Origin of the sequence: Pseudidiomarina aestuarii, from assembly GCF_003987355.1 — a bacterium.
Lineage (GTDB): Bacteria > Pseudomonadota > Gammaproteobacteria > Enterobacterales > Alteromonadaceae > Pseudidiomarina > Pseudidiomarina aestuarii.
The window spans coordinates 1-20,488 of record NZ_PIPR01000001.1; the positions used below are offsets into that span (position 1 = coordinate 1).

The 20,488-nt window shown below is 48.4% G+C and carries 15 protein-coding genes and 1 rRNA gene; 7 read left to right on the forward strand and 9 right to left on the reverse strand.

Translation table 11 applies throughout. The annotated features are described in order from the left end of the window. The 4 genes from rrf to CWE22_RS00015 all read left to right on the forward strand — a co-directional run. Positions 1 to 86, forward strand: a 5S ribosomal RNA gene (rrf, locus tag CWE22_RS12210); the annotation flags it as partial. Between the two features lie 362 nt (positions 87 to 448). Then, a complete protein-coding gene (gene murB / locus CWE22_RS00005) occupies positions 449 to 1,462 on the forward strand; it encodes a UDP-N-acetylmuramate dehydrogenase (RefSeq protein ID WP_169929372.1) in 1,014 nt (337 codons plus the stop codon). Between the two features lie 3 nt (positions 1,463 to 1,465). Further along, on the forward strand, positions 1,466 to 2,464 hold the full coding sequence (gene birA, locus CWE22_RS00010) for a bifunctional biotin--[acetyl-CoA-carboxylase] ligase/biotin operon repressor BirA (protein WP_169929373.1): 999 nt from the start codon (positions 1,466 to 1,468) through the stop codon (positions 2,462 to 2,464). Next, entirely contained in the window at positions 2,442 to 3,179 is a 738-nt protein-coding gene (locus tag CWE22_RS00015; RefSeq protein ID WP_169929374.1) for a type III pantothenate kinase, read from the forward strand. Before birA ends, CWE22_RS00015 begins: the two co-directional genes overlap by 23 nt. Positions 3,180 to 3,212: 33 nt before the next feature. On the opposite strand, the gene nspC is transcribed toward CWE22_RS00015, so the two are convergent. From nspC to CWE22_RS00045, 6 genes are all read right to left on the reverse strand, one after another. Next, positions 3,213 to 4,349 carry a carboxynorspermidine decarboxylase gene (gene nspC / locus CWE22_RS00020; RefSeq protein ID WP_169929375.1) on the reverse strand — a complete coding sequence of 379 codons (1,137 nt, stop codon included), beginning with the start codon at positions 4,347 to 4,349 and terminating at the stop codon, positions 3,213 to 3,215. A 4-nt stretch (positions 4,350 to 4,353) separates the two neighbouring features. Further along, positions 4,354 to 5,553: a saccharopine dehydrogenase family protein gene (locus CWE22_RS00025; protein WP_169929376.1), complete on the reverse strand. Its 1,200-nt coding sequence runs from the start codon at positions 5,551 to 5,553 to the stop codon at positions 4,354 to 4,356. A gap of 102 nt (positions 5,554 to 5,655) precedes the next feature. Then, positions 5,656 to 7,566, reverse strand: coding sequence for a tRNA(Met) cytidine acetyltransferase TmcA domain-containing protein (locus CWE22_RS00030; protein ID WP_169929377.1), 1,911 nt, complete (start codon positions 7,564 to 7,566; stop codon positions 5,656 to 5,658). A gap of 83 nt (positions 7,567 to 7,649) precedes the next feature. Beyond that, the gene (locus CWE22_RS00035) at positions 7,650 to 8,507 is read right to left on the reverse strand and encodes a tetratricopeptide repeat protein (RefSeq protein WP_169929378.1); all 858 of its coding nucleotides are present in this window, start codon (positions 8,505 to 8,507) and stop codon (positions 7,650 to 7,652) included. 31 nt (positions 8,508 to 8,538) lie between these two features. After that, positions 8,539 to 9,891, reverse strand: a complete 1,353-nt coding sequence (locus tag CWE22_RS00040) for an aldehyde dehydrogenase family protein (RefSeq protein WP_169929379.1) — start codon at positions 9,889 to 9,891, stop codon at positions 8,539 to 8,541. Then, a complete protein-coding gene (locus CWE22_RS00045) occupies positions 9,888 to 11,342 on the reverse strand; it encodes an NAD-dependent succinate-semialdehyde dehydrogenase (protein ID WP_169929380.1) in 1,455 nt (484 codons plus the stop codon). The genes CWE22_RS00040 and CWE22_RS00045 overlap by 4 nt, the downstream gene beginning before the upstream one ends. A 365-nt stretch (positions 11,343 to 11,707) precedes the next feature. On the opposite strand from CWE22_RS00045, the gene CWE22_RS00050 reads away from it, so the two are divergent. Continuing rightward, positions 11,708 to 13,543 (forward strand): DEAD/DEAH box helicase, encoded by a 1,836-nt coding sequence (locus tag CWE22_RS00050; RefSeq protein ID WP_169929381.1) that lies wholly within the window; start codon positions 11,708 to 11,710, stop codon positions 13,541 to 13,543. Between the two features lie 46 nt (positions 13,544 to 13,589). Here the strand turns inward: CWE22_RS00050 and CWE22_RS00055 are convergent, their stop codons facing one another. Next, a complete protein-coding gene (locus CWE22_RS00055; protein ID WP_338052893.1) occupies positions 13,590 to 15,182 on the reverse strand; it encodes a cryptochrome/photolyase family protein in 1,593 nt (530 codons plus the stop codon). A 156-nt stretch (positions 15,183 to 15,338) separates the two neighbouring features. Here CWE22_RS00055 and CWE22_RS00060 point away from each other — a divergent pair, with 156 nt between their 5' ends. Together CWE22_RS00060 and waaA are read left to right on the forward strand one after the other, a co-directional pair. Next, complete coding sequence (locus CWE22_RS00060) at positions 15,339 to 16,079, forward strand: glycosyltransferase family protein (protein WP_169929382.1); 741 nt, start codon at positions 15,339 to 15,341, stop codon at positions 16,077 to 16,079. 9 nt (positions 16,080 to 16,088) lie between these two features. After that, positions 16,089 to 18,104 (forward strand): lipid IV(A) 3-deoxy-D-manno-octulosonic acid transferase, encoded by a 2,016-nt coding sequence (waaA, locus tag CWE22_RS00065; RefSeq protein ID WP_169929383.1) that lies wholly within the window; start codon positions 16,089 to 16,091, stop codon positions 18,102 to 18,104. Here waaA and CWE22_RS00070 read toward each other — a convergent pair. Both CWE22_RS00070 and proB read right to left on the reverse strand, forming a co-directional pair. Beyond that, positions 18,101 to 19,354, reverse strand: coding sequence for a glutamate-5-semialdehyde dehydrogenase (locus CWE22_RS00070; RefSeq protein ID WP_169929384.1), 1,254 nt, complete (start codon positions 19,352 to 19,354; stop codon positions 18,101 to 18,103). The genes waaA and CWE22_RS00070 overlap by 4 nt on opposite strands. After that, positions 19,351 to 20,463, reverse strand: coding sequence for a glutamate 5-kinase (gene proB / locus CWE22_RS00075; RefSeq protein WP_169929385.1), 1,113 nt, complete (start codon positions 20,461 to 20,463; stop codon positions 19,351 to 19,353). The genes CWE22_RS00070 and proB overlap by 4 nt, the downstream gene beginning before the upstream one ends. Positions 20,464 to 20,488: the final 25 nt, after the last annotated feature.

The window sequence follows — 20,488 nt, forward strand, 5'->3', positions numbered from 1 at the left end:
GACTCCATTCCGAACTCAGACGTGAAACGCTTCAGCGCCGATGGTAGTGTGGGGTCTCCCCATGTGAGAGTAGGACACCGCCAGGCTTCAAATAAACAAACCTCAGCCCAATGGGCTGGGGTTTTTTATTTCCAATCAGATGAAGGTGTCCTACTCTCGAGTAGGGCGAAGCAGGGAATTCGAAAGCCTAATAGTTTAGGCTTTCGCCTGCGTAGCGGGACGAGCTCTGCGAGTCCCTGGCAAACCGCCAGGCTTCAAATAAACAAACCTCAGCCCAATGGGCTGGGGTTTTTTTATGTGCGCTGCGCACACACGCTACTGGCTACTAGTTATTAGCTACTCGCAAAGCCAAACCAGTAGCTAATCGCTAGTAACTAGTAACGCTTTTAGGTTTTGTTCCTTCTGTTCCCTGTTCACTATTCCCTGTTTGGTCGATATTCACTATCATATGCGTATGATCACGACGCATCGTAATGTCCCACTTAGCAATATCCATACATTTCAATTACCCTGTTTGGGTTCTGAAGTGCGTGAAATCGATGATGAATCTGATTGTCCAAAGCTACCGCAAGATAATTATTACGTTCTAGGTGAGGGTAGCAATACGGTTTTTACTGAGAACTTCGGTCGCCCCATTGTAGTGAACAAAATTAAGGGCATTACTTGTGAAGAGACCACGACTGATTGGAAGCTCACTATCGGTGCCGGTGAAAATTGGCATGATTTGGTACTTCACTGCCTTCAGAGAAATATATTTGGCTTTGAAAACCTAGCATTGATTCCGGGTACAGTTGGTGCTGCACCTGTTCAGAATATTGGTGCGTATGGACGTGAAGTCAGCGAATTTATTTATAGTGTTCGGGCGTGGGATCGACATACATCTAAGTTTGTCGAGTTCAATAGTCAGGAATGCCTGTTCGGTTATCGAGATAGTATTTTTAAGCGAAATCCGGAACGATGGTTGATCACCTCGGTAACTTTTTTAATATCAAAAGTATGGCGTCGAGAAGTGAGCTATGGCGAATTGCAAAGCTTGAACCGTGACAAAGTGAGTGCATTCGATATATTTGAACGCGTGGTTGCGGTGCGAACACATAAACTACCAGACCCCAAAACGAGTCCGAATGCGGGAAGTTTCTTCAAAAATCCAGTTATCCCCACGCATTATTATCAGGCGTTGCTATCTAAGTATGCCGATCTTCCGGGGTATTCACTCCCGAACGATTTAGTCAAAGTACCGGCTGGTTGGTTGATTGATCGGTTAGGGTGGAAGAACAAGAAATTTGGCGACATTTTGGTACATCCGCAACAGGCGCTCGTGATAGTCAATACTAAGCCCGGTAGTGGCCAAGATTTGCTCGCACTCGCTCAAGCTATTGTTCGGTCGGTGGCGAACGCGTTTCAGATTCAACTTGAGGTGGAAGTACGCCTCCTTGGTCCATCAGACTTAATAGAGCTATAGCTGATGACACAAAGACAAGAGCAAACATTAGTAAAATTAATTGAGATACTCAGTGACGGACAGTTTCACTCAGGGACACAGATTGGTGTTGAGTTGAATCTCAGCCGTGCTGCCATCAATCAGCATATTAAAAAGTTATCCGCGTTAGGTCTTGATGTGTATAGCGTTACTGGGCGGGGATATCGGCTAAATAAGCCACTACAACTTCTTGATGAGGATAAATTAGCGAGTTATTTGAGTCGAGAGGGCGCCGCCAACATGGTACTTGAGCGCATAGTTGGCTCAAGTAACGATGTTCTTAAAACAGTTGTTAAGCAAAGTTCTCAAACGGCAGGATTTGCGGTGGTCGCGGAGGCACAAACTGCGGGTCGCGGTCGGCGTGGTCGCAGTTGGAGTTCACCGTTTGGGACCAATCTGTATTTAAGCATGTATTGGCCACTCGAAAATGGTATGAGTCAAGCTATGGGCTTAAGTGTGGTCATTGGTACCGCTATCGCTAAAACTTTTGCGGAGGCTGGTATTCAGGCTGTGCAACTCAAATGGCCTAACGATGTCTTAGTCGAGAAACGCAAAATTGCCGGTATTCTGATCGAGCTTGAAGGACAAGCGACCGGTCCGGCAACCGCTATTATTGGGATTGGTGTTAATTTAAGTATGCCCGAGTGGGCTGCACGCGACATTGAGCAACCTTGGATTGACTTGGAACAGGCGCTGGGTGGTAATTTTGATCGCAACGAGTGGGTCGCACGTATCATCACCGCAGTGCGAGAAGCGCTAAAGATTTACCAAAATCAGGGAATAAAACCATTTCGTGACAGCTGGAATCAATTTGATGCCTATCAGAATCAGGCCGTTAAATTGCTTATGGGAGCTCATGCTATTCGAGGCGTTGCCGTTGGTATAGATGAACAAGGTGCGTTGTTGTTAAAACGCGACGGTAAAATTGAAGCCTATCATGCAGGCGAGGTAAGTTTAAGAAATGATGAAGCAACTTCTCGTTGATGCCGGGAATACCCGGGTGAAGACTGCGTTAATGGATGCAGATGGTCATCTCGAACCTCTCTTCAATGTGTCGTATTCCGAGCTTAAAAATACGACTTTCCCCAGTGACATCGAAAACGTTTGGATGGGCGCGGTGAGCAATCAGGAGCGTATGGCATTGCTCAGTGACTGGCTTCATCAAGCTCCAGTGGAAGTCAGGGAAGTGCATTCCGAAAAAAGTGCGTTTGGTGTGACTAATGCTTACGAACAACCGGAAAGCTTAGGGATTGATCGATGGTTAGCCATGATTGGTGCTTTTAGTGAGCAACAACGCGCTACTTTGATTATTGATGCCGGAACGGCAATAACAGCGGACTGGTTGGACTCCGGTGGTCGTCATCTCGGTGGCTGGATCGTACCAGGTGTGGATTTAATGCAACAGGCAGTCATAGACCGCGCTCCGAAGGTATTTCGCCACCACGATGGCTCTTGGGGCAAAGTGAACCAGCTTGGACTTTCGACACCCGATGGTTTAAGTAATGGCTGTACCAACGCGATGGTCGGATTTATTCGGCAAGCTCTCGCTGTCACGGAGACTGAACTCGATTGGTTTGATTATCGGATAATTTTTAGTGGAGGCTCAACGCCACTGATTCCGATTGACTTGCGCCGTCGAGGTGAATTACGCACTGAACTCGTACTCTATGGTTTGGCTAGGTACGCAGAGCAGAAATAAAAAGCGGCGCAGAAGCGCCGCTTTTTTGTGTTATCAGGATAGTCGCGAGCGGAAATCTTCGTAACTGAATGAACGGATTAAATCAAACCGCCCATCTTTGCGTAAGATCCCAATATGCGGATGTTGAACACCATTAAAGAATGTGGTCTTGACCATGGTGTAATGCATCATATCTTCAAAAATAATACGTGAGCCGGGTTGCAGCGGCTCAGCAAAGCTATAAAGACCAATCACGTCACCGGCTAAACAGGAATTACCACCTAGCTTATAGGTGTAAGGTAAGACGCCTGGCTCGCGCGCATCAGTAACGGCTGGGCGATATGGCATTTCTAGCACATCAGGCATATGCCCGGTTGCCGATACATCCAGAATTGCAATCAAACCATCGTTTTCTATCACATCAACGACTTCTGCTACCAAAGGACCTGTTTGCCAAGCGACAGCTGAGCCTGGCTCTAAAATAATATCTAGGTCGTAGGTTTCACGTAATCGTTTCAATTGCGCAATCAGGTGATCGACGTCGTATCCCTGACGCGTCATTAGATGACCACCGCCAAGATTCAACCACTTCATTTGCGGCAACCACTGAGCAAACTTTTGCTCAACAGCAGCTAGAGTGCGCTCTAGGGCAAACGAATCACATTCACACAAATTGTGGACATGAAGACCTTCAATTCCCGTTAAATCGGCTTGTTCCAGTTCACTGGCGCGAATACCCAGTCGCGAACCAGGTGCGCTCGGATCGTACAACTCGGTCTCCGCTTCTTGGTGTTCCGGATTCACCCGTATTCCTGCTGAAACCCCCGCAGCAATGGTCTGTTCTCTATAGCGCTGCCATTGATTCAAGCTATTGAATGAGATGTGGTTAACGAGCGGTAATAGCTCATCAATTTCACTTTGCTTGTAGCCAGGTGCATAAGCATGGACTTCACGCTGAAACTCGCCGGCTGCAAGTTTCGCTTCCCAGACTGAACTCGCGGTACAGCCTACTAAGTACTCTCTGACGAGTGGGAACGTGCTCCACATTGAGAAACCTTTGAGTGCCAAAATAATGTGCGCGCCACTTTCTTGCTGCACCCGCTGCATTAGCTGGAGGTTACGCTCAAGAAGCGCCTCATCACAAACGTAACAAGGCGACGGAATCGCTGAATCTAAGTATTTATTGGTCATGTCATTAGCGCTTAAATGGCGATTCGCATTCTTCGACCTGCCACGGCAAGCCATACTTGTTCAGACGCGCCATGAACTCATCAGGATCGAATTGTTCCATATTCCAAACGCCCGGTTTCATCCAATGTCCTTGCAACATCATTGATGCGCCAATCATAGCTGGGACGCCAGTTGTGTAGGAGACCGCTTGCGCGCCAACTTCAGCATTGCACACTGCATGATCACAATTGTTGTAGATGAAAATAGTTTTTTCTTTGCCGTCTTTGATACCCGTTACGTAAGCACCGATACAGGTGAGCCCTGTATAACCCTCGGCGAGTGAGCCCGGGTTTGGTAGTACCGCTTTCAAAAACTCAAGTGGAACGATTTTCTGACCTTGAAACTCGATTGGCTGAATAGATGTCATGCCAACGTTTTCTAAAACGCGTAAGTGGGTCAAATATTCCTGACCGAAGGTCATCCAAAAGCGAGCCCGCTTTAGGGTTGGAAAATGCTTAACGATGGACTCCAATTCTTCATGAAACAGCAAGTAGGATGCGCGGACACCGACGTTTGGATAATCGAGATCTTCACGAACACTAATTGGGTCGGTTTCATGCCACTCACCGTTTTCCCAGTATTTTCCGCGTTGTGTGATTTCGCGAATATTGATTTCTGGATTGAAGTTCGTTGCAAACGCTTGGCCATGATCACCACCGTTACAATCGACGATATCTAGATAATGAATTTCGTCAAAGTAATGTTTAGCTGCATATGCGGTGAACACGTTGGTCACGCCCGGATCAAAGCCTGCTCCGAGTAACGCCATGATGCCTTTTTCTTTGAACCGCTCTTGATAAGCCCATTGCCACGAATATTCGAACTTCGCTTCGTCTTTGGGTTCGTAGTTCGCAGTATCAAGGTAATGCACGCCAGTTTCTAAACAGGCATCCATAATGGGGAGGTCTTGATAGGGTAGAGCAACGTTAATCACCAAGCTTGGTTGAACTTTGCGTATTAATTCTGCAACTTCACTGGCTTGATCCGCGTCCACTTTATAGACGCCGACCACCCGATCTTTTCCAGCTTCAGCTTGCAATTGTTCGCATTTTGATAGTGTGCGACTGGCAAGGTGAATTTCTGAAAAATACTCCGGTAACATGGCACATTTCTTCACGACCACGCCAGCAACACCACCTGCTCCAATGATTAAGACTCGAGACATGTATCAATACCCTTTTTGTCTAAATAGCCAATTTTGTCGGCAATGAAATTAAGGGCAAAAGATAGCACAAAAATGAGGATTTCGCATGAAATGTAAGGCGAATTACCGAGTTCGTTCTAAATACAGACGGGCCAATTGACGTAATTGAGATTGCATGGATGATTGATCAGGAAATCCATATTTTTTAGCGAGCTCGGCAAGGGTTCCGCGCGCCTCTAACAAGCCGCCGGGGAGTTTTACTTCGTAAGCTGTTAAAGACTTTTTATGATCGCACACCCGCCACGCGAATTGCACGTCATTGAATGGTAAATGGCCGAATGCAAAACCAGCCAATTGTTGTCGGGCGATGCTGTAGCAAGAGGGCGACAGTGTCACCTCATGGCGCTGTAACCAGCCTATTTCAGTCGCATAATAGTGCGACCAATTATCAATAAGAAGCCGTTGGGCGGCTTTTAATCCACAAGCGATAAGCGCGTTCGGAAACCCGCTGGCCATATTCATTTTTCTACCCATGCGGAGAATTTGAAAGTCAGCAGCCAGCCAGAACTTCATTACCCCAGGTTCGGCACCAAAGCTGCTGCCCAAAGCATCTACGTTGCTCTCGCGTGCTCGTTGTTTCAGTTCTTGTAACATCCGAAAACCAAGTCCTTGGCGGTGAAGTACTGTAGCAACAGCGATACGTGTGACTCGCCACCAGCGCCACGAGAGAGCCTCAGGTTGCTGCAAGTAGAAGCAGATTGCTTGCGGCATGATATTGCCTAAAAGTCTGCGCTCACCTTTGAGCACTGCGCCGTGAAGTGATTCCGTGAGCGGGCCTTCTTCGACATACCAAATCACGCCGATGACCGTCTTCCCTGAGTAAGTCAGCAGGAGACGTTGATGATTGTCGTCAAGAAGAAGCCTGAGGTCATTCGGACTGCTTTGATAATGTGCATCCAGTAGTAGCACCATGACGTCACGAAGTTCCTGTTCAGTGAGTTGTGTCGCATGGCAATCGCGAATACTGATGTCTTTCTGTCTGGATTCAGGAATCGTGAGAGGTTCTGTCTGCAAAATCAGCGAATTACGCAGCCATTGTTCTGCGGGGTCATCTGAATGCCAGCGCAGTGGCTGGGTCAGTTCATGCGTTTTACAGATTCGTCGCTGACGTAACCAGTCGACAAAACGGATAGCAAAGCCTTTCCCGCATCCTTCATAACCATCAATAGTGGTAGCAACGGCCCACACTGAGTAACGATCAACCAGTTGCCGTAAAATATGCAGAGGTATTGCCGCGGCTTCGTCAATGATTAATCGCTTGCCATGTCCCTCTGGTTCGGCTTGGAGTAATTTATCCCAAGGACGGAACACTGCAGCATCACCGGCTTGCTCGAGCAGAGATTGAACGGCGTGTGGATGTGCAGCGGTAACTATGATGGGTTCTTTGTATTGACGATAGTAATGACGACAAGCAACGCCCAATGTAGTACTTTTTCCTCGCCCTCGGTCAGCCATAATCAGATGGCAGGTACCAATGAGATCCGCCATAGTGGCACTTGCTTGATGTTGCTCATCGGTCAGCTCGAACTCAGCTTTAGCCGAAGATTTTTTCTCAGCACTTGATTCGGAAATTAGCGACCAGTCGAGAGTATGTGTGGGCGTCAGAACAATGACAGTGGAAACTTTTTGAGCCCACAGTAATAGTCGTTTTTTGAAGGCGCTCGTTTGCGGCGGCAACAATACGATCATTAAACCACCACCGGTAACAGTGCCCAAACACGCCGCCAAGGCATCCGCATGGATGCCTTTACGCAGATCAAGCACAACTCGTTGAGTGGTCTTACCTAAACAATCTCGGTAGCGATGAACGGCAATCTGTTGCGGGTCGGAATCGCTTAGCCAAAGGTCTATCGACTGTTGTTGCAGCTGCTGATAGTTCTCAGCCAACCACGACGCATCGCCATCCAACAGGAGCACGCCACGGTGACGTTGCTCCGCCAGTTTAGTTAGCATCTCTGGTACGCGATTGATCATAGATTAACGTTAGGTTTTCACAGTCAGTTGCTGAGATCCAGAGATTACCTGTTATTAGACTACGAAGAAAGTCTACTCTGTCCTTAGTAGAGCAGACTGTATAACACTCGGCGATATTTCGTTGCGAGCGGATCTCCGGGAGGTAACGCATTGAGCATATCAGTAGCGCGTTGACGTGCGTCGGCATAGTTGAGATCGTGCCGTAACACACCGAAAATTTGCTCGAGAGCCTCTTCCATGCGTTTGGCCTCAAACAACTTCATAGCAAAATCCATTTTCAGTTCTAGATTCTCCGGTTGGGCGCTGAGTTGTTCAGCGAGCTGTCTCAGTTCCGGTGAATCAGCCGCCTCGTCTGCTATTTTTAATTTGCTGACGAGGTGCTGATAAAAGCTGTCTTGATCAACCATAGTTATCGAGTCTAGGAGTTCACGGACTTGCCCGAGACGGCCGAGCTCCAGTGCTGCGGCTGCCAGAACGAGTCGGGTTTGAGCTGCACTGGAATCGATATCAAAGGCCTGCTTCGCTAACCCATAAGCAGTTTCATAGTCCGTTGCCTCGAGTTGCTGCATCGCTTGTTCGATGAGTTCTTCAGTTGGACTCGGCAGGTGTCCTTGAATCCGCTCGCGAATCGCCGTTTCGGGCTCAACACCGGCAAAACCATCGACCGGTTGGCCGTCTTTAAAGAATGCAACAGTTGGCAGGTTGCGAACGCCGAATTGCGCTGCAAGCTGCTGTTGTTCGTCGCAGTTCAATTTGGCCAATACGACTGTACTTGCATGTTCAGCAGCTAATTTCTCTAAAATGGGGAGCAATTGCATGCTGGGCTCATTCCAATCAGCCCAGAAAAACACCAGAACTAATTTGGATTGAGAACCTTCTAAAATGGTTTCTTGAAAGTTCTGAACCGTCACATCGACGATATTTGCTGCTGTCGAAAGCATAGTGACCTCAATATATAGATTCTAACCAGTATTACGAAAACCAACGTAGTAGCTTTTGTTTAAACGAGGTGTAAGGCGGATAGCGAAACTTGGGATCAAACCAGAAAGGTCGCGACATCAACGCCTTGTGATGGCTAAAGGTGTCGAAGCCAAATTTTCCATGGTAGCGGCCCATACCGCTCGGTCCTACACCACCAAAAGGTAGCTCGGGATTGAGCATGAACATCAAAGTATCATTGTTGCACTGATTTCCCGCATGGGTGTTCTCTGTTAGCTGTTGCAATGTCGACCTGTTGCTACTGAAACCGTACAGAGCCAGTGGTTTGTCACGCCGCTGAATAAAGTCAATGGCTTCAGCTAAGTTATTTACCGGCAACACCGGCAGAATAGGACCAAAAATCTCTTCCTGCATGACCGCGCTGTCGGCAGCAACTGAAGTGAGTATGGTCGGTTCAATGTAGCGTTCTTCACGCTCATAGTTACCGCCATGGGCAACCGTTCCATCGCTCAAATACCCGACCAGCCGCTGCCAATGTTGTTCATTCACGATGCGGCCATAGTCACTAGCTTGATCGGCTTCCGCACCAAAAAATTCGTGAATGGCCTTTTTTAATTCATCGACTAGTGCATCGTGTTGACGAGCATCGACCAACACATAATCTGGGGCAATACAGGTTTGTCCAGCATTAATCCATTTTCCCCAAGCAATACGTCGAGCGGTAGTGGGAAGGTCCGCATCATTCAGCACCACCGCGGGACTCTTACCACCCAACTCAAGGGTGACAGGGGTCAAGTGTTCAGCCGCTGCTTTCATGACGATACGGCCAACGCGCCCGCCCCCAGTGTACATGATGTGGTCAAAGCGCTCTGCCAACAGTTGTTGTGCCGTTTCTGCGCCACCAGTGAAGACCTTAATGGCTTTGGGATCTAAGTAATCGGGCAACAGCCGAGCCAACAAAGTCGCTGTCGCATCAGCCAATTCGGATGGTTTAAGGACAGCGCAATTACCAGCTGCAATAGCAGCCACTAATGGACTGAGCAACAATTGAATAGGGTAGTTCCAAGCACCCATAATCAGAACCACGCCGAGAGGTTCCGGTTGTAAGTAACTTTTACCTGGCCAGGCCAGCAGCGGTTGGGAAACCCGCTGCGGGCGCATCCATCGACGTAGATGCTTCAATGTGTGTTTGATATCACTGCGCAAAAAACCAATTTCGGTCAGCCAACCCTCGGCGGTAGATTTTCCTAAATCGTCATGAAGTGCTTGTAAAAGGTCTTCTTCATTATCAACGATCAGTTTATCTAGCGCTTCAAGTTGCTGTTTACGCCAGCTGTAGGAGCGCGTAACTCCTGTTGCGTAGGTAGTGCGCAGTGATTCAATCATGCTAATCCGCCTAAGGTAATATTTTTGGTTTCTTGGTATTCAGCCAAACCGTAGCGAGATCCCTCGCGTCCGATACCTGACTCTTTGACACCACCAAACGCATTGTAAGCATGCGATATGGCACCAGCATTGATGCCTAGCATACCGCAGTCGAGTTGTTCGCTCACGCGATAGATTTGAGCGATATCTTGCGAACAGAAATAGCCAGCTAAGCCAAATGGCGTCGAGTTTGCATTGGTTATGGCTTCTTCCTCATCCGCAAATGTTTGAATGGCAATCACAGGTCCAAATATTTCCTCCTGCGCAATAGCCATAGTTGCTGTTACTTTATTAAGTAAAGTCGGTGCATAGAATTGTCGACCAAGGTCAGTCAGCACCTTGCCACCACGAACAAGTTTGGCGCCTTGCTCTTGGGCTTGAGCTACTAGACGTTCGACTTTTTCAACGGCACTTTCATCAATTAAGGGGCCGTAGTCGGCATCTTCGACATCGCCAGCAGCAACTTTGAGGCTCTCCAAACGTTGCTCCAAACGCTGAATAAAGTCCTCTTCAATCGCTTCGTCGATGAATACTCGATTCGCCGCAATACAGGTTTGCCCGGCATTGCGGAATTTGGCAATCATGAGCTGGTCAATCGCATGGTCGATATCGGCTGATTTAAAGACAATGAACGGTGCGTTGCCACCCAGTTCTAGTGACACCTTCTTCATGGTGCCTGCACATTGTTCCATGAGTTGCTTGCCGACTGCCGTTGAGCCAGTGAAGGTGAACTTGCGAACTCGAGGATGCGTGGTCAGTACCTCACCGACAGCTTTAGCATCGGTTGTCGGGACAATATTAATGACCCCATCAGGGATACCGACTTCGCTCGCGAGTTGCGCCAGAGCTAATGCAGATAATGGGGTTTGCTGCGGTGGCTTGACCACTATGGTACAACCTGCAGCGAGAGCGGGTGCTACTTTGCGAGTGATCATGGCATTCGGGAAGTTCCACGGTGTAATGGCTGTGCAGACCCCGACACCTTGCTTGGTGATCCAACTCCGTTGCTCCGCTTGCGACTGCGGCAGAATATCGCCATAACTACGTTCGGCCTCGCCTGCAAACCAATCAATAAAGCTCGCACCGTATTCAATTTCGCCTACGGCTTCTGCAACAGGTTTACCCTGCTCAGAGCTCATCAGCTCGCCGAGAGCTTGTTTGTTCGCCAAAATAGCTTGATGCCATTTTCGCAGTACTGCGGCACGTTCGGCCGGCGTCTTTTGTTGCCACAGTGGCAGAGCACGATAGGCCGCATCAATTGCTCGCTCGGCCAATTGCGAGTCGCCATCAGCGACTTCTGTAATGACCTCAGAGGTCGCCGGATTTTTAACTGAAAAGCGTTCATCGGTAGGAACCCAATGCCCGTCAATGAAAGCATTGGTTTGTATAAGTGAACGTTTACTGTGAGCCATCTACATCTCCTCTAAGTCGCTGTAGCAAACGACAATGGTACTTGAGTGAGTTGAGCTACTTATATACAAGAGTATTGAGGTTAAATACGCCAACTTCAACCGTAGCGACCAAATTGACTTTTGCTTGTAATTATTCACAACCTCGCGTATAGTGCGCGCTCCTCAGGGTCATTACCGCTATTGATGGGAGCGGCTTTACCCCTGAATCGTTGGGGTAAACAGCGCCTAATTCCTGCCAGAGTGTTCATCATGTTCTGTTGCTTGGTGTATTCAGCCCCCTTGTAAGTTGAAGAGAGCTTACCGACGCCTTTTAGCGTGTCGCTGTGCGATTGCGTGCGCGGTAAACAGAACATTGTGAGAAAAATATGTCTGAAGTTATGACAGGCCTTTCCTTTGCGGAAATGGGTCTAGCCCCGATTATTGCAAAACAAGTAGAAGCCCTTGGTTTCTCGACCCCTACACCAATTCAAGCGCAAGCTATTCCAGCATTGCTCGAAGGCACAAACGTACTTGGCGAAGCGCAAACCGGAACTGGTAAAACAGCTGCGTTCGGCTTGCCAGGACTAACCTTGTTAGATCCGAAAGAACGCAGCACGCAAATGCTTGTGGTTGCGCCAACGCGTGAACTAGCGATGCAGGTTGCTGCCGCAATTACCGAATTTGGTCAAAAAATGCGTGGTGTTGAAGTGGCAACCGTTTATGGTGGCTCTGCATTTGGCCCACAAATCAAAGCTTTGCGCGGTGGCGCACAAGTGGTTGTTGGAACACCAGGTCGATTACTCGATTTATTGAATAAAGGCGTGTTGAACTTATCAGCGCTGCGTCTTGCTGTTCTTGATGAAGCCGATGAGATGTTGAACATGGGCTTCGTTGAAGATATCGAAACCATTATGGCGAAAGTTCCTGCGACTTCGCAGCGTGCGTTGTTTTCTGCAACCATGCCGACGGCTATCCGTAAACTAGCGAAAACCTTCCTCGTGAATGAAGCCGGTGAACAGCCATTAAACATTCAAATTGCTGCGAAAACGCAAGCACAAGCGACTATTCGTCAGCGCGCTTGGCAAGTACGCGGTGTCACTAAGATAACCGCATTAGCACGTCTTTTAGAGACCATGGAATATCAACGCGTATTGATCTTCGTCCGTACTCGTCAAGATACCATGGACCTGACCGAGCAACTGCAGCGTCTTGGCTTCAAAGCATCACCGTTAAGTGGTGATTTGACTCAAGTACAGCGTGAGCAAACGGTATCTCAGCTCCGTAGTGGTCATGTTGAAATCCTGGTCGCAACCGATGTTGTTGCTCGTGGTCTTGATGTTCCTGAAATCACACACGTCATTAACTATGACTTACCAGGTGATTCAGAGTCGTACGTTCACCGCATTGGCCGTACCGGCCGTGCCGGACGTAGCGGCGAAGCTATTTTGTTCTTCCGTCCGCGTGAGAAACACTTGTTGCGTCATTATGAGCGACTCACTAACGGCACCATTGAGTTTTTTGAAATTCCGAATGCGAGTGAGTTGAGCACGCATCGTCAATTGAAATTACTCAGCACCATTCAAGAAACGGTGGCGAAGCAAGATTTAACGCAGTTAACGACTATTGTCGAAAAGCTGCAAACCGAATCTGAATTGTCACTGTTGCAAATTGCGACCGCATTGTTGGCACAAACTCAACAAGCTCGACCGTTGATTGTTGCTGATGATCCTAAGGTTCGCGAATACTCGGACAAACCAGAGCGTCGCGCGCGTGACGCGAAACGTGGTGACCGTCCTGAGCGTGGCGAACGACCAGCGCGTGGACCGCGTGAATCACGTGATGCAAATATTGAGTTCGATACCTACAAGATACAAGTCGGTCGTGAGCACGGTGCTCGGCCACAGGATATCGTGGGTGCCATAGCAAATGAAGCGTCGATGGATAGTCGTTTTATTGGTCAAATTCAGTTATTTGACGGTCATAGCTTGGTTGAATTGCCAAAAGGCCTTCCGGTTGCTGTTTTACGCGTACTGCAAAAAGCACGGGTACGTCAGCATCAAATGGGGATGGAGTTGGCTGGTGAACAGATTACCCGTAAGCCACGTGGTGATAAGCCACCTCGCGGTGAACGTCCGGCCTTCAAAGGCGCTCCAAAACGAGCTGCTGGCGCTGGACGTGACGGCAAAGCTGACCGCGGTAACCGCAGTCGCCGCTTTCAATAAGCATTAACGAAATATGAGACAAAGGCCGCATTGAATGCGGCCTTTTTTATAGGTCTTCGAGCGACTCAAGGTAATGATTGGCTTGTTGAATCAATTCTTTTTTATCGGCATCGGCACGCTTTTCCCATTGTTTGGTAATCAATGCCATACGCGGATTCCGACTGAGTTCGTCGAAATGGCGATCAATAAAATGCCAATACAGACTATTGAACGGACAAGCCTTTTCGCCCACTTTACGCTGCACCTGATAGTGACAGTCATTGCAATAGTGCGACATTTTTTGAATGTAACTACCGCTGGAAATATAAGGTTTAGTCGCTAGTACACCACCATCCGCATATTGGCTCATGCCACGTGTATTGGGTAGTTCAACCCACTGTAACGCGTCAATATAAATTCCCAAATACCAGCGGTCGACAAAGTCTGGATGAGCGCCAATCAGTAGCGCAAAATTTCCCGTCACCATCAGTCGTTGAATGTGATGCGCATAGGCATAATCGAGTGACTGATTGATGCTGTGTTGCAGACACGCCATTTTGGTATTCGCAGTCCAGTAAAAATCGGGTAATTCGCGATTGTGATTAAAATGATTCACCGACTCATAATCGGGCATACGCTGCCAATATATAGCGCGTACATACTCTCGCCAGCCAATAATCTGCCGCACGAATCCCTCAATTTGCGCTAGCGATACGGTATCTTGATGCGAACGCCAGTACTCTATAGCTTTATCCACCACTTCACGCGGCGTGATCATTTTGGTGTTGAGAGCAAACGATACGCGAGCATGATAAAGCGACCAGCCGTCTGTGGTCATGGCATCTTGATAGCGACCAAAATGAATGAGCATATTCTCGATGAAAAAAGACAGTAATTCGCGTGCCTGACTGCGGGTCACTGGCCAAATGAGTTTGCGTGGTTCCGCGTGGCCCATAGTTTTTACTTCACAACGCTCAAGCATGGTATCAATAACACTGACATCATTGGCAAAGCAGAGTGGTTGGGGAATATCATGGTCGCGCGGCAATTTCTCGCGATTTTCCTTGTCGTAATTCCATTGTCCGCCCTCGGGCTTACCATCGACCGTCATTAAGTAGCCGGTTTCTTTTCTCATTCGGCGATAGAAATGCTCCATGATGGTATTTGATTTGCCGCTGAACCAGCGGTCGAGGACATCACGTTGCGTTAAGAAGTGTTCACTATCATGCCAATGGACCGCACAATTGGCAGTCTCAGCCCACTGTTGCAGTTGTTGATCGACGCGGTACTCATCCGGTTGTTGTAGATGAACATCTTTCGCTGTGGTTTGTTCGACAATCCAGTTGAGGTTTTCGGTCAGGCTTTGGGTGTTATCAGGCGCATCGAGTTGCAGGTACAAAACACGGTGGCCGGCGGTGGTTAGAGCATCAGCGAAATGACGCATGGCAGAGAAAAAGGCGAGGATTTTCTGCCTATGATGAACGACATAATCGGTTTCCTGACGCATCTCCATTAACACGAACAGGCGCTCATCTTGAGTGGATTTGTACCATGAGTGACCAGCGTGCAATTGATCACCCATGATCAGAGCCACACTTGAGATCGGTTGGTCGTTGATAGCTTGAGACAACTTAGAACGGTTGCTGTATCGATTCGTCACGCAAATTCCAGAATTGACTGATTATTGGCTTCACTTACGTGTTTCGCGTACGTCTAGATCGTTAGAAATCCGTGAAAAGTGTAGCCAAACGTAGCTGTTATTGCATTTTTTTGGCATCATGCCGCTTATTCTTGATAGCTCTCAATAGGTGCCCACATGCAACCGGTCAATGTAATCTGTATCAAATGGGGAACGAAATACGGTTCTGATTACGTCAACACACTGTATTCTATGGTGAGCAGGCATTTATCGCGGCCATTTCGTTTTGTTTGCTTCAGTGATGATCACGAGGGAATTCGTGAAGAAGTTGAAGTGAAGCCGATTCCACCTATAGGTTTCGAAGATTTTGACCAACGCAAACCTTGGACCTTCGCACACGGATGGCTGAAGTTAACCTGTTTTGCACAACCACTCTATGATTTAGAGGGACCTACATTATTCCTCGACCTTGATATTGTGATTGTGGGCTCCTTAGATGAGTTCTTCGAACCCGAAGGTGAATTCCTAGTCATCAAAGAATGGGATAAGTCGGATGCTACCGGCAACACTTCTGTTTTTCGTTTCAATATTGGTGCGCATGTGGATGCCCTTGAACATTTGAAAGCAGATCCAGTCGGTTCGCGCAAAGACGTGCGAAATGAACAAGAATTTATCACTCAGTATGTGGCTCGCCAAGGTAAACTGAAATACTGGCCAGCAGCTTGGTGTCGCAGCTTTAAACGACATTGTTTGCGCCCGTTTCCATTGAGTTTCTTTCAGGAACCGCGTATTCCTGAGGGCGCCAAGGTCATTATTTTCCATGGTCGTCCACACCCAGATGATGCCGTTGCCGGACGCAGTGGTAAATGGTATCGGAAGGTTCTGCCGACAACTTGGATCAATGAATACTGGCGCTGAGTTATACTTATGCTGCGCACATACAGCACGCTGATCAGCGGATTAAAGCCACTCATATTTGGTTATTTGTGGCTTCGAGGTAAGCGTGCGCCAGAGTACCGTCAACACTGGTTGGAGCGCACTGCGCGGCAATCATTTAAGCTATCACAACGTGATGGTATTTTGATTCACTGCGTGTCAGTGGGCGAGACGGTTGCTGCGCAATCATTCATCAAGCAAATCATAGCTGCCTATCCCCAACTCCCGATCACATTGAGTTCAATGACTCCAACCGCTCGGGCGCTCGCGCAGAAGCTGTTTGGGAAGGAGGTTTTTCACGTCTATTTACCCATTGATACTCGCTCTGCTATGCAACGTTTTGTCTCAGGGTTGCAGCCGCGTCATGTCATTATCTTGGAAACCGAGTTGTGGCCGAATTTCCTCGCTGAGTTGAAGCGCCGTCAGATTCCGTGTGCGTTGGTCAATGCTCGGCTGTCGGAGCGCTCTGCGAAGGGCTACCACAAGCATCGTTGGTTAATTGGTGAGCCTTGGTTGCAGTTAGACTATATTGCGACTCAAGATACCGCGACCACCACACGAGTGCTTGAACTAGGCGTTGCTAGCGACAGGGTGGTCACTATGGGGAACTTGAAGTACGACTTTCAGGCACCGTCGTCAACGCTGAAGGCTGGCACGGTGCTGAAACAAAAATGGCAGCGGCCAATCTGGGTCGCAGCGAGCACACACGCTGGCGAAGATGAGCAGTTGTTGGAAGCGCATAAAAAGGTTTTGATGCGTCATCCGGACGCATTGCTGATACTTGTACCTCGCCATCCTGAACGGTTCAATCAAGTCGCTAAACTCATTGAGAGCTCTGGTTTACGCAGTTGTCGCAGAAGTACGGATGGTAGTGTGTCTGCTCAGCATCATATCTTGTTAGGTGACTCCATGGGCGAATTGATCCTCTGGTATGCAACCAGCCATGCAGCTTTCATTGGTGGTAGCCTCATTGAGCGGGGCGGGCATAATCCTCTGGAAGCGATAGCGACCCAGACACCTGTTATCAGTGGTTCGCACATATTTAATTTCACCGAAGTTTATCAACGTCTTGATAACGCCAATGCGGTGCTGTGGGCAAATTCAAAGGACGAGATAGCAGCGGCGGTCAACCAGTTACTCGCCGATCGTAGTGCAGCGGAGCAGCAGGCACATCGCGCTGCTACTGAATTTTCGCGCGAATCGGGCGTGAAGGATAGACTGACTGATACGATTCGGGCTCGCTTGCCTTCGCCACCGTCGACTATAAGGACGATCAGTATGATTCGCTCACTCAATCCGACACCCGGCCAAACCATATGGTTTGATGAAACCTACTTTAGTAGCGTCAGTGCAGCTCTGTTTCAAGCCGATTATTGGCGTGAGCGGGATGCTATTCGAGGTGCCGCAACAGGACGTAGCACAGCTTTCTTTGTAGAAACGGACAAGCATCAGTTACTACTGCGACATTACTATCGAGGTGGGTTAGTCGGAAAAGTTAATAAAGACAGATTTAAACGCGAACCTGTCGAGCAAAGTCGAGCAATGGCTGAATTTTCGTTGCTGTTGAAGCTGCGTGAACTCGAGCTTCCAGTACCTAATCCAGTGGCTGCGCACTTCAAACTCGCGCCGGGTTGGGGTTATCGGGCTGATATTTTGGTTGAGGTGATTCCAGCAGCTGCTGATGTCTTTAAACGATTGCAAAAAGACGCGTTAGCGGCTGACTGTTGGCAATCGATTGGTGCCACCGTAAAACAGTTTCACCAGGCTGGTGTCTATCACTCTGATTTGAATTGCCACAATATTCTCGTAGATGAGCAGCGCAAAGTCTGGTTGGTTGATTTTGATAAGTGCGGATTTAAATCCGCAGGGGAGTGGCAACAGGCGAATCTTCAACGTTTGCTCCGCTCCTTGTTGAAAGAGCAAAAAAAAGCAGCCGAACAATCGACTGCTTTCCATTTTGATGAGGACCGAGATTGGCCTCAGCTGCTGGCTGGTTACGAATCTTAGTCGCGGATTTGTCCAGTACCCGTCACCACGAATTTTTCGGTCGTTAGTGCTTGCAGTCCCATCGGGCCGTAAGCATGTAGCTTACTGGTTGAAATCCCAATTTCTGCGCCTAAACCTAATTGACCGCCGTCACTGAAGCGCGACGATGCGTTTGCCATGGTTACTGCTGAATCAACAACGCGAATAAAGCGTTCTGCTGTTTCGTTGTTCTCTGTCACAATGACTTCGGTGTGACCGCTACCGAAATTCTGAATGTGTTCAATAGCTGCGTCAAAGTCTGCGACAGTGCGAACTGCGATTTCCAGCGCTAAGTATTCTTCACCAAAGGCGTCATCCGCTATCACATCGGCATTATCAAAGTACTTCGCCGACGTCTGATCGCTATGAATAACGACATCCTTCTCGGCCAGTGCCTGCGCCGCCATCGGTAGGAATTTATCCGCGATAGCTTGATGGACAAGTAATCCTTCCAGCGCATTGCAGACGCCAGTTCGTTGTGTTTTACCGTTCAACAAGATTTGCAGAGCTTTGTCGAGGTCCGCGTCTTGGTCGACATACAAATGACAGACGCCTTTGTAGTGCTGGATCACTGGTATCTTGCTGTTATCGCTGACAAAGTGGATTAAGCCCTCGCCGCCACGTGGAATGACGAGATCAATATATTGATCTTGCTTCAACAGCTCAGTCATCAACTCACGATCAGATGTTGGAACTACCGTGATGACATCTTCAGGCAGGTTACTGTCTTTCAGCGCTTTATGTAATGCAGCAGCAATCGCTTTACTACTCTCTATGGCTTCACGACCACATCGCAAAATAACCGCGTTTCCTGATTTGAAGCAAAGTGCGCCGGCATCTGCGGTGACGTTCGGGCGCGCTTCATAAATCATACAAATGACGCCGAGCGGTATACGCATTTTATCTACTTGAATGCCATTCGGACGGGTTGTAAAAGGATAGCGCTCTCCAACTGGGTCTTGCAGTTCAATAATTTCTTCAATAGCCGCCGCCATTCCCTCAACACGCTCAGGGGTGAGCTTCAGACGATCCATCATGGCATCCGAGAGGCCCTTCTCGGCACCACTAGCTAGGTCTTTCTCATTGGTCTGGATGATTTCATCTTGGGCTGCACGGATGGCGTCTGCCATGCGTTGTAATACAAGATTCTTTTCTGCTTCATTCAGCGTCGCGACGGCACGTGCCGCTACGGCCGCACGTTTTGAAATTTCAGTTGCTAAGGAGCTATTCATACTTCCTCCAATATCATTAAATCGGTACTTTCGATGACTTCGCTTATAGGGCTGTAACCGTATTGTTCAGCTATACTGCTGGCTTCTTGGCCTTTGATATGCATCAGCTCGTGAGAACTGTATTGGCAGATACCCTTGCCGATTGCCTCTGCCGTTTCAGCATCGCGAATGACTACTGCATCACCGCGATTGAAGTCACCCTGTACGTCAACAATCCCAGTAGTTGTGAGCGCATTGCCTTGACGCAATGTTTCTGCAGTATCTGGTTCGACGACTATTTCACCTTGCGAAATCAGCGTATGGCGTAGCCAATGCTTCTTATTGCTCATCGGGTCGGATTGGCGTTTAAACAAGGTGCCAGGGTTTTCGCCCTGCAACATGAGTTCAAACGATTCACCCTTGCGACCATTCACAATATAGGTATCGATGCCGTGCGAGGTTGCTTTCTCAGCAGCTTCGATTTTAGTGCGCATGCCACCTGTCGCTATCTTGTTTGTCGTACCACCAGCCAAAGCAAAGATTTCTTCAGAAATTTCCGTCACTTCAGGAATCTTTTTAGCGTCTGGCTTCACGCGTGGATCGGCATCAAATAAACCGTCGATATCTGAACAAATGATTAAAGCGTCGGCATCAACCAAAGTAGCAACCATAGCTGCTAGATTGTCGTTATCACCTACTTTCATCTCATCGGTTGCGAGTGCATCGTTTTCGTTCACAATTGGCAATACATTGTGTTCTAACAAAGTGCGAAGGGTGTTTCGGACACTCACATAACGCGCTCTATCGCGCAAGTCACCGTGAGTCATGAGTACCTGAGCACAGGGGAAGTCAAAGAATCGTGACCAGTTGGCCATCATGTCCGTTTGACCTACGGCAGCCATCGCTTTTTTGACGGTGACTGGAATTTTGTCGCCGTCGAAACTGATGTGCTTACGTCCAGCAGCAGCACTGCCCGATGACACTAAAACAACTTCTTGACCGCGTTCATGGCATTCGATGATAAACCGCGCTATTGCTAACAAGTATTTTGAGCTTGTACCTTTATCATCAGGCGCTATTAATGCGCTACCGACTTTGATAACGGCACGTCGCCAAGATGGCATTTTCATTCTATGTCCCTCTCGAAAATTCGTT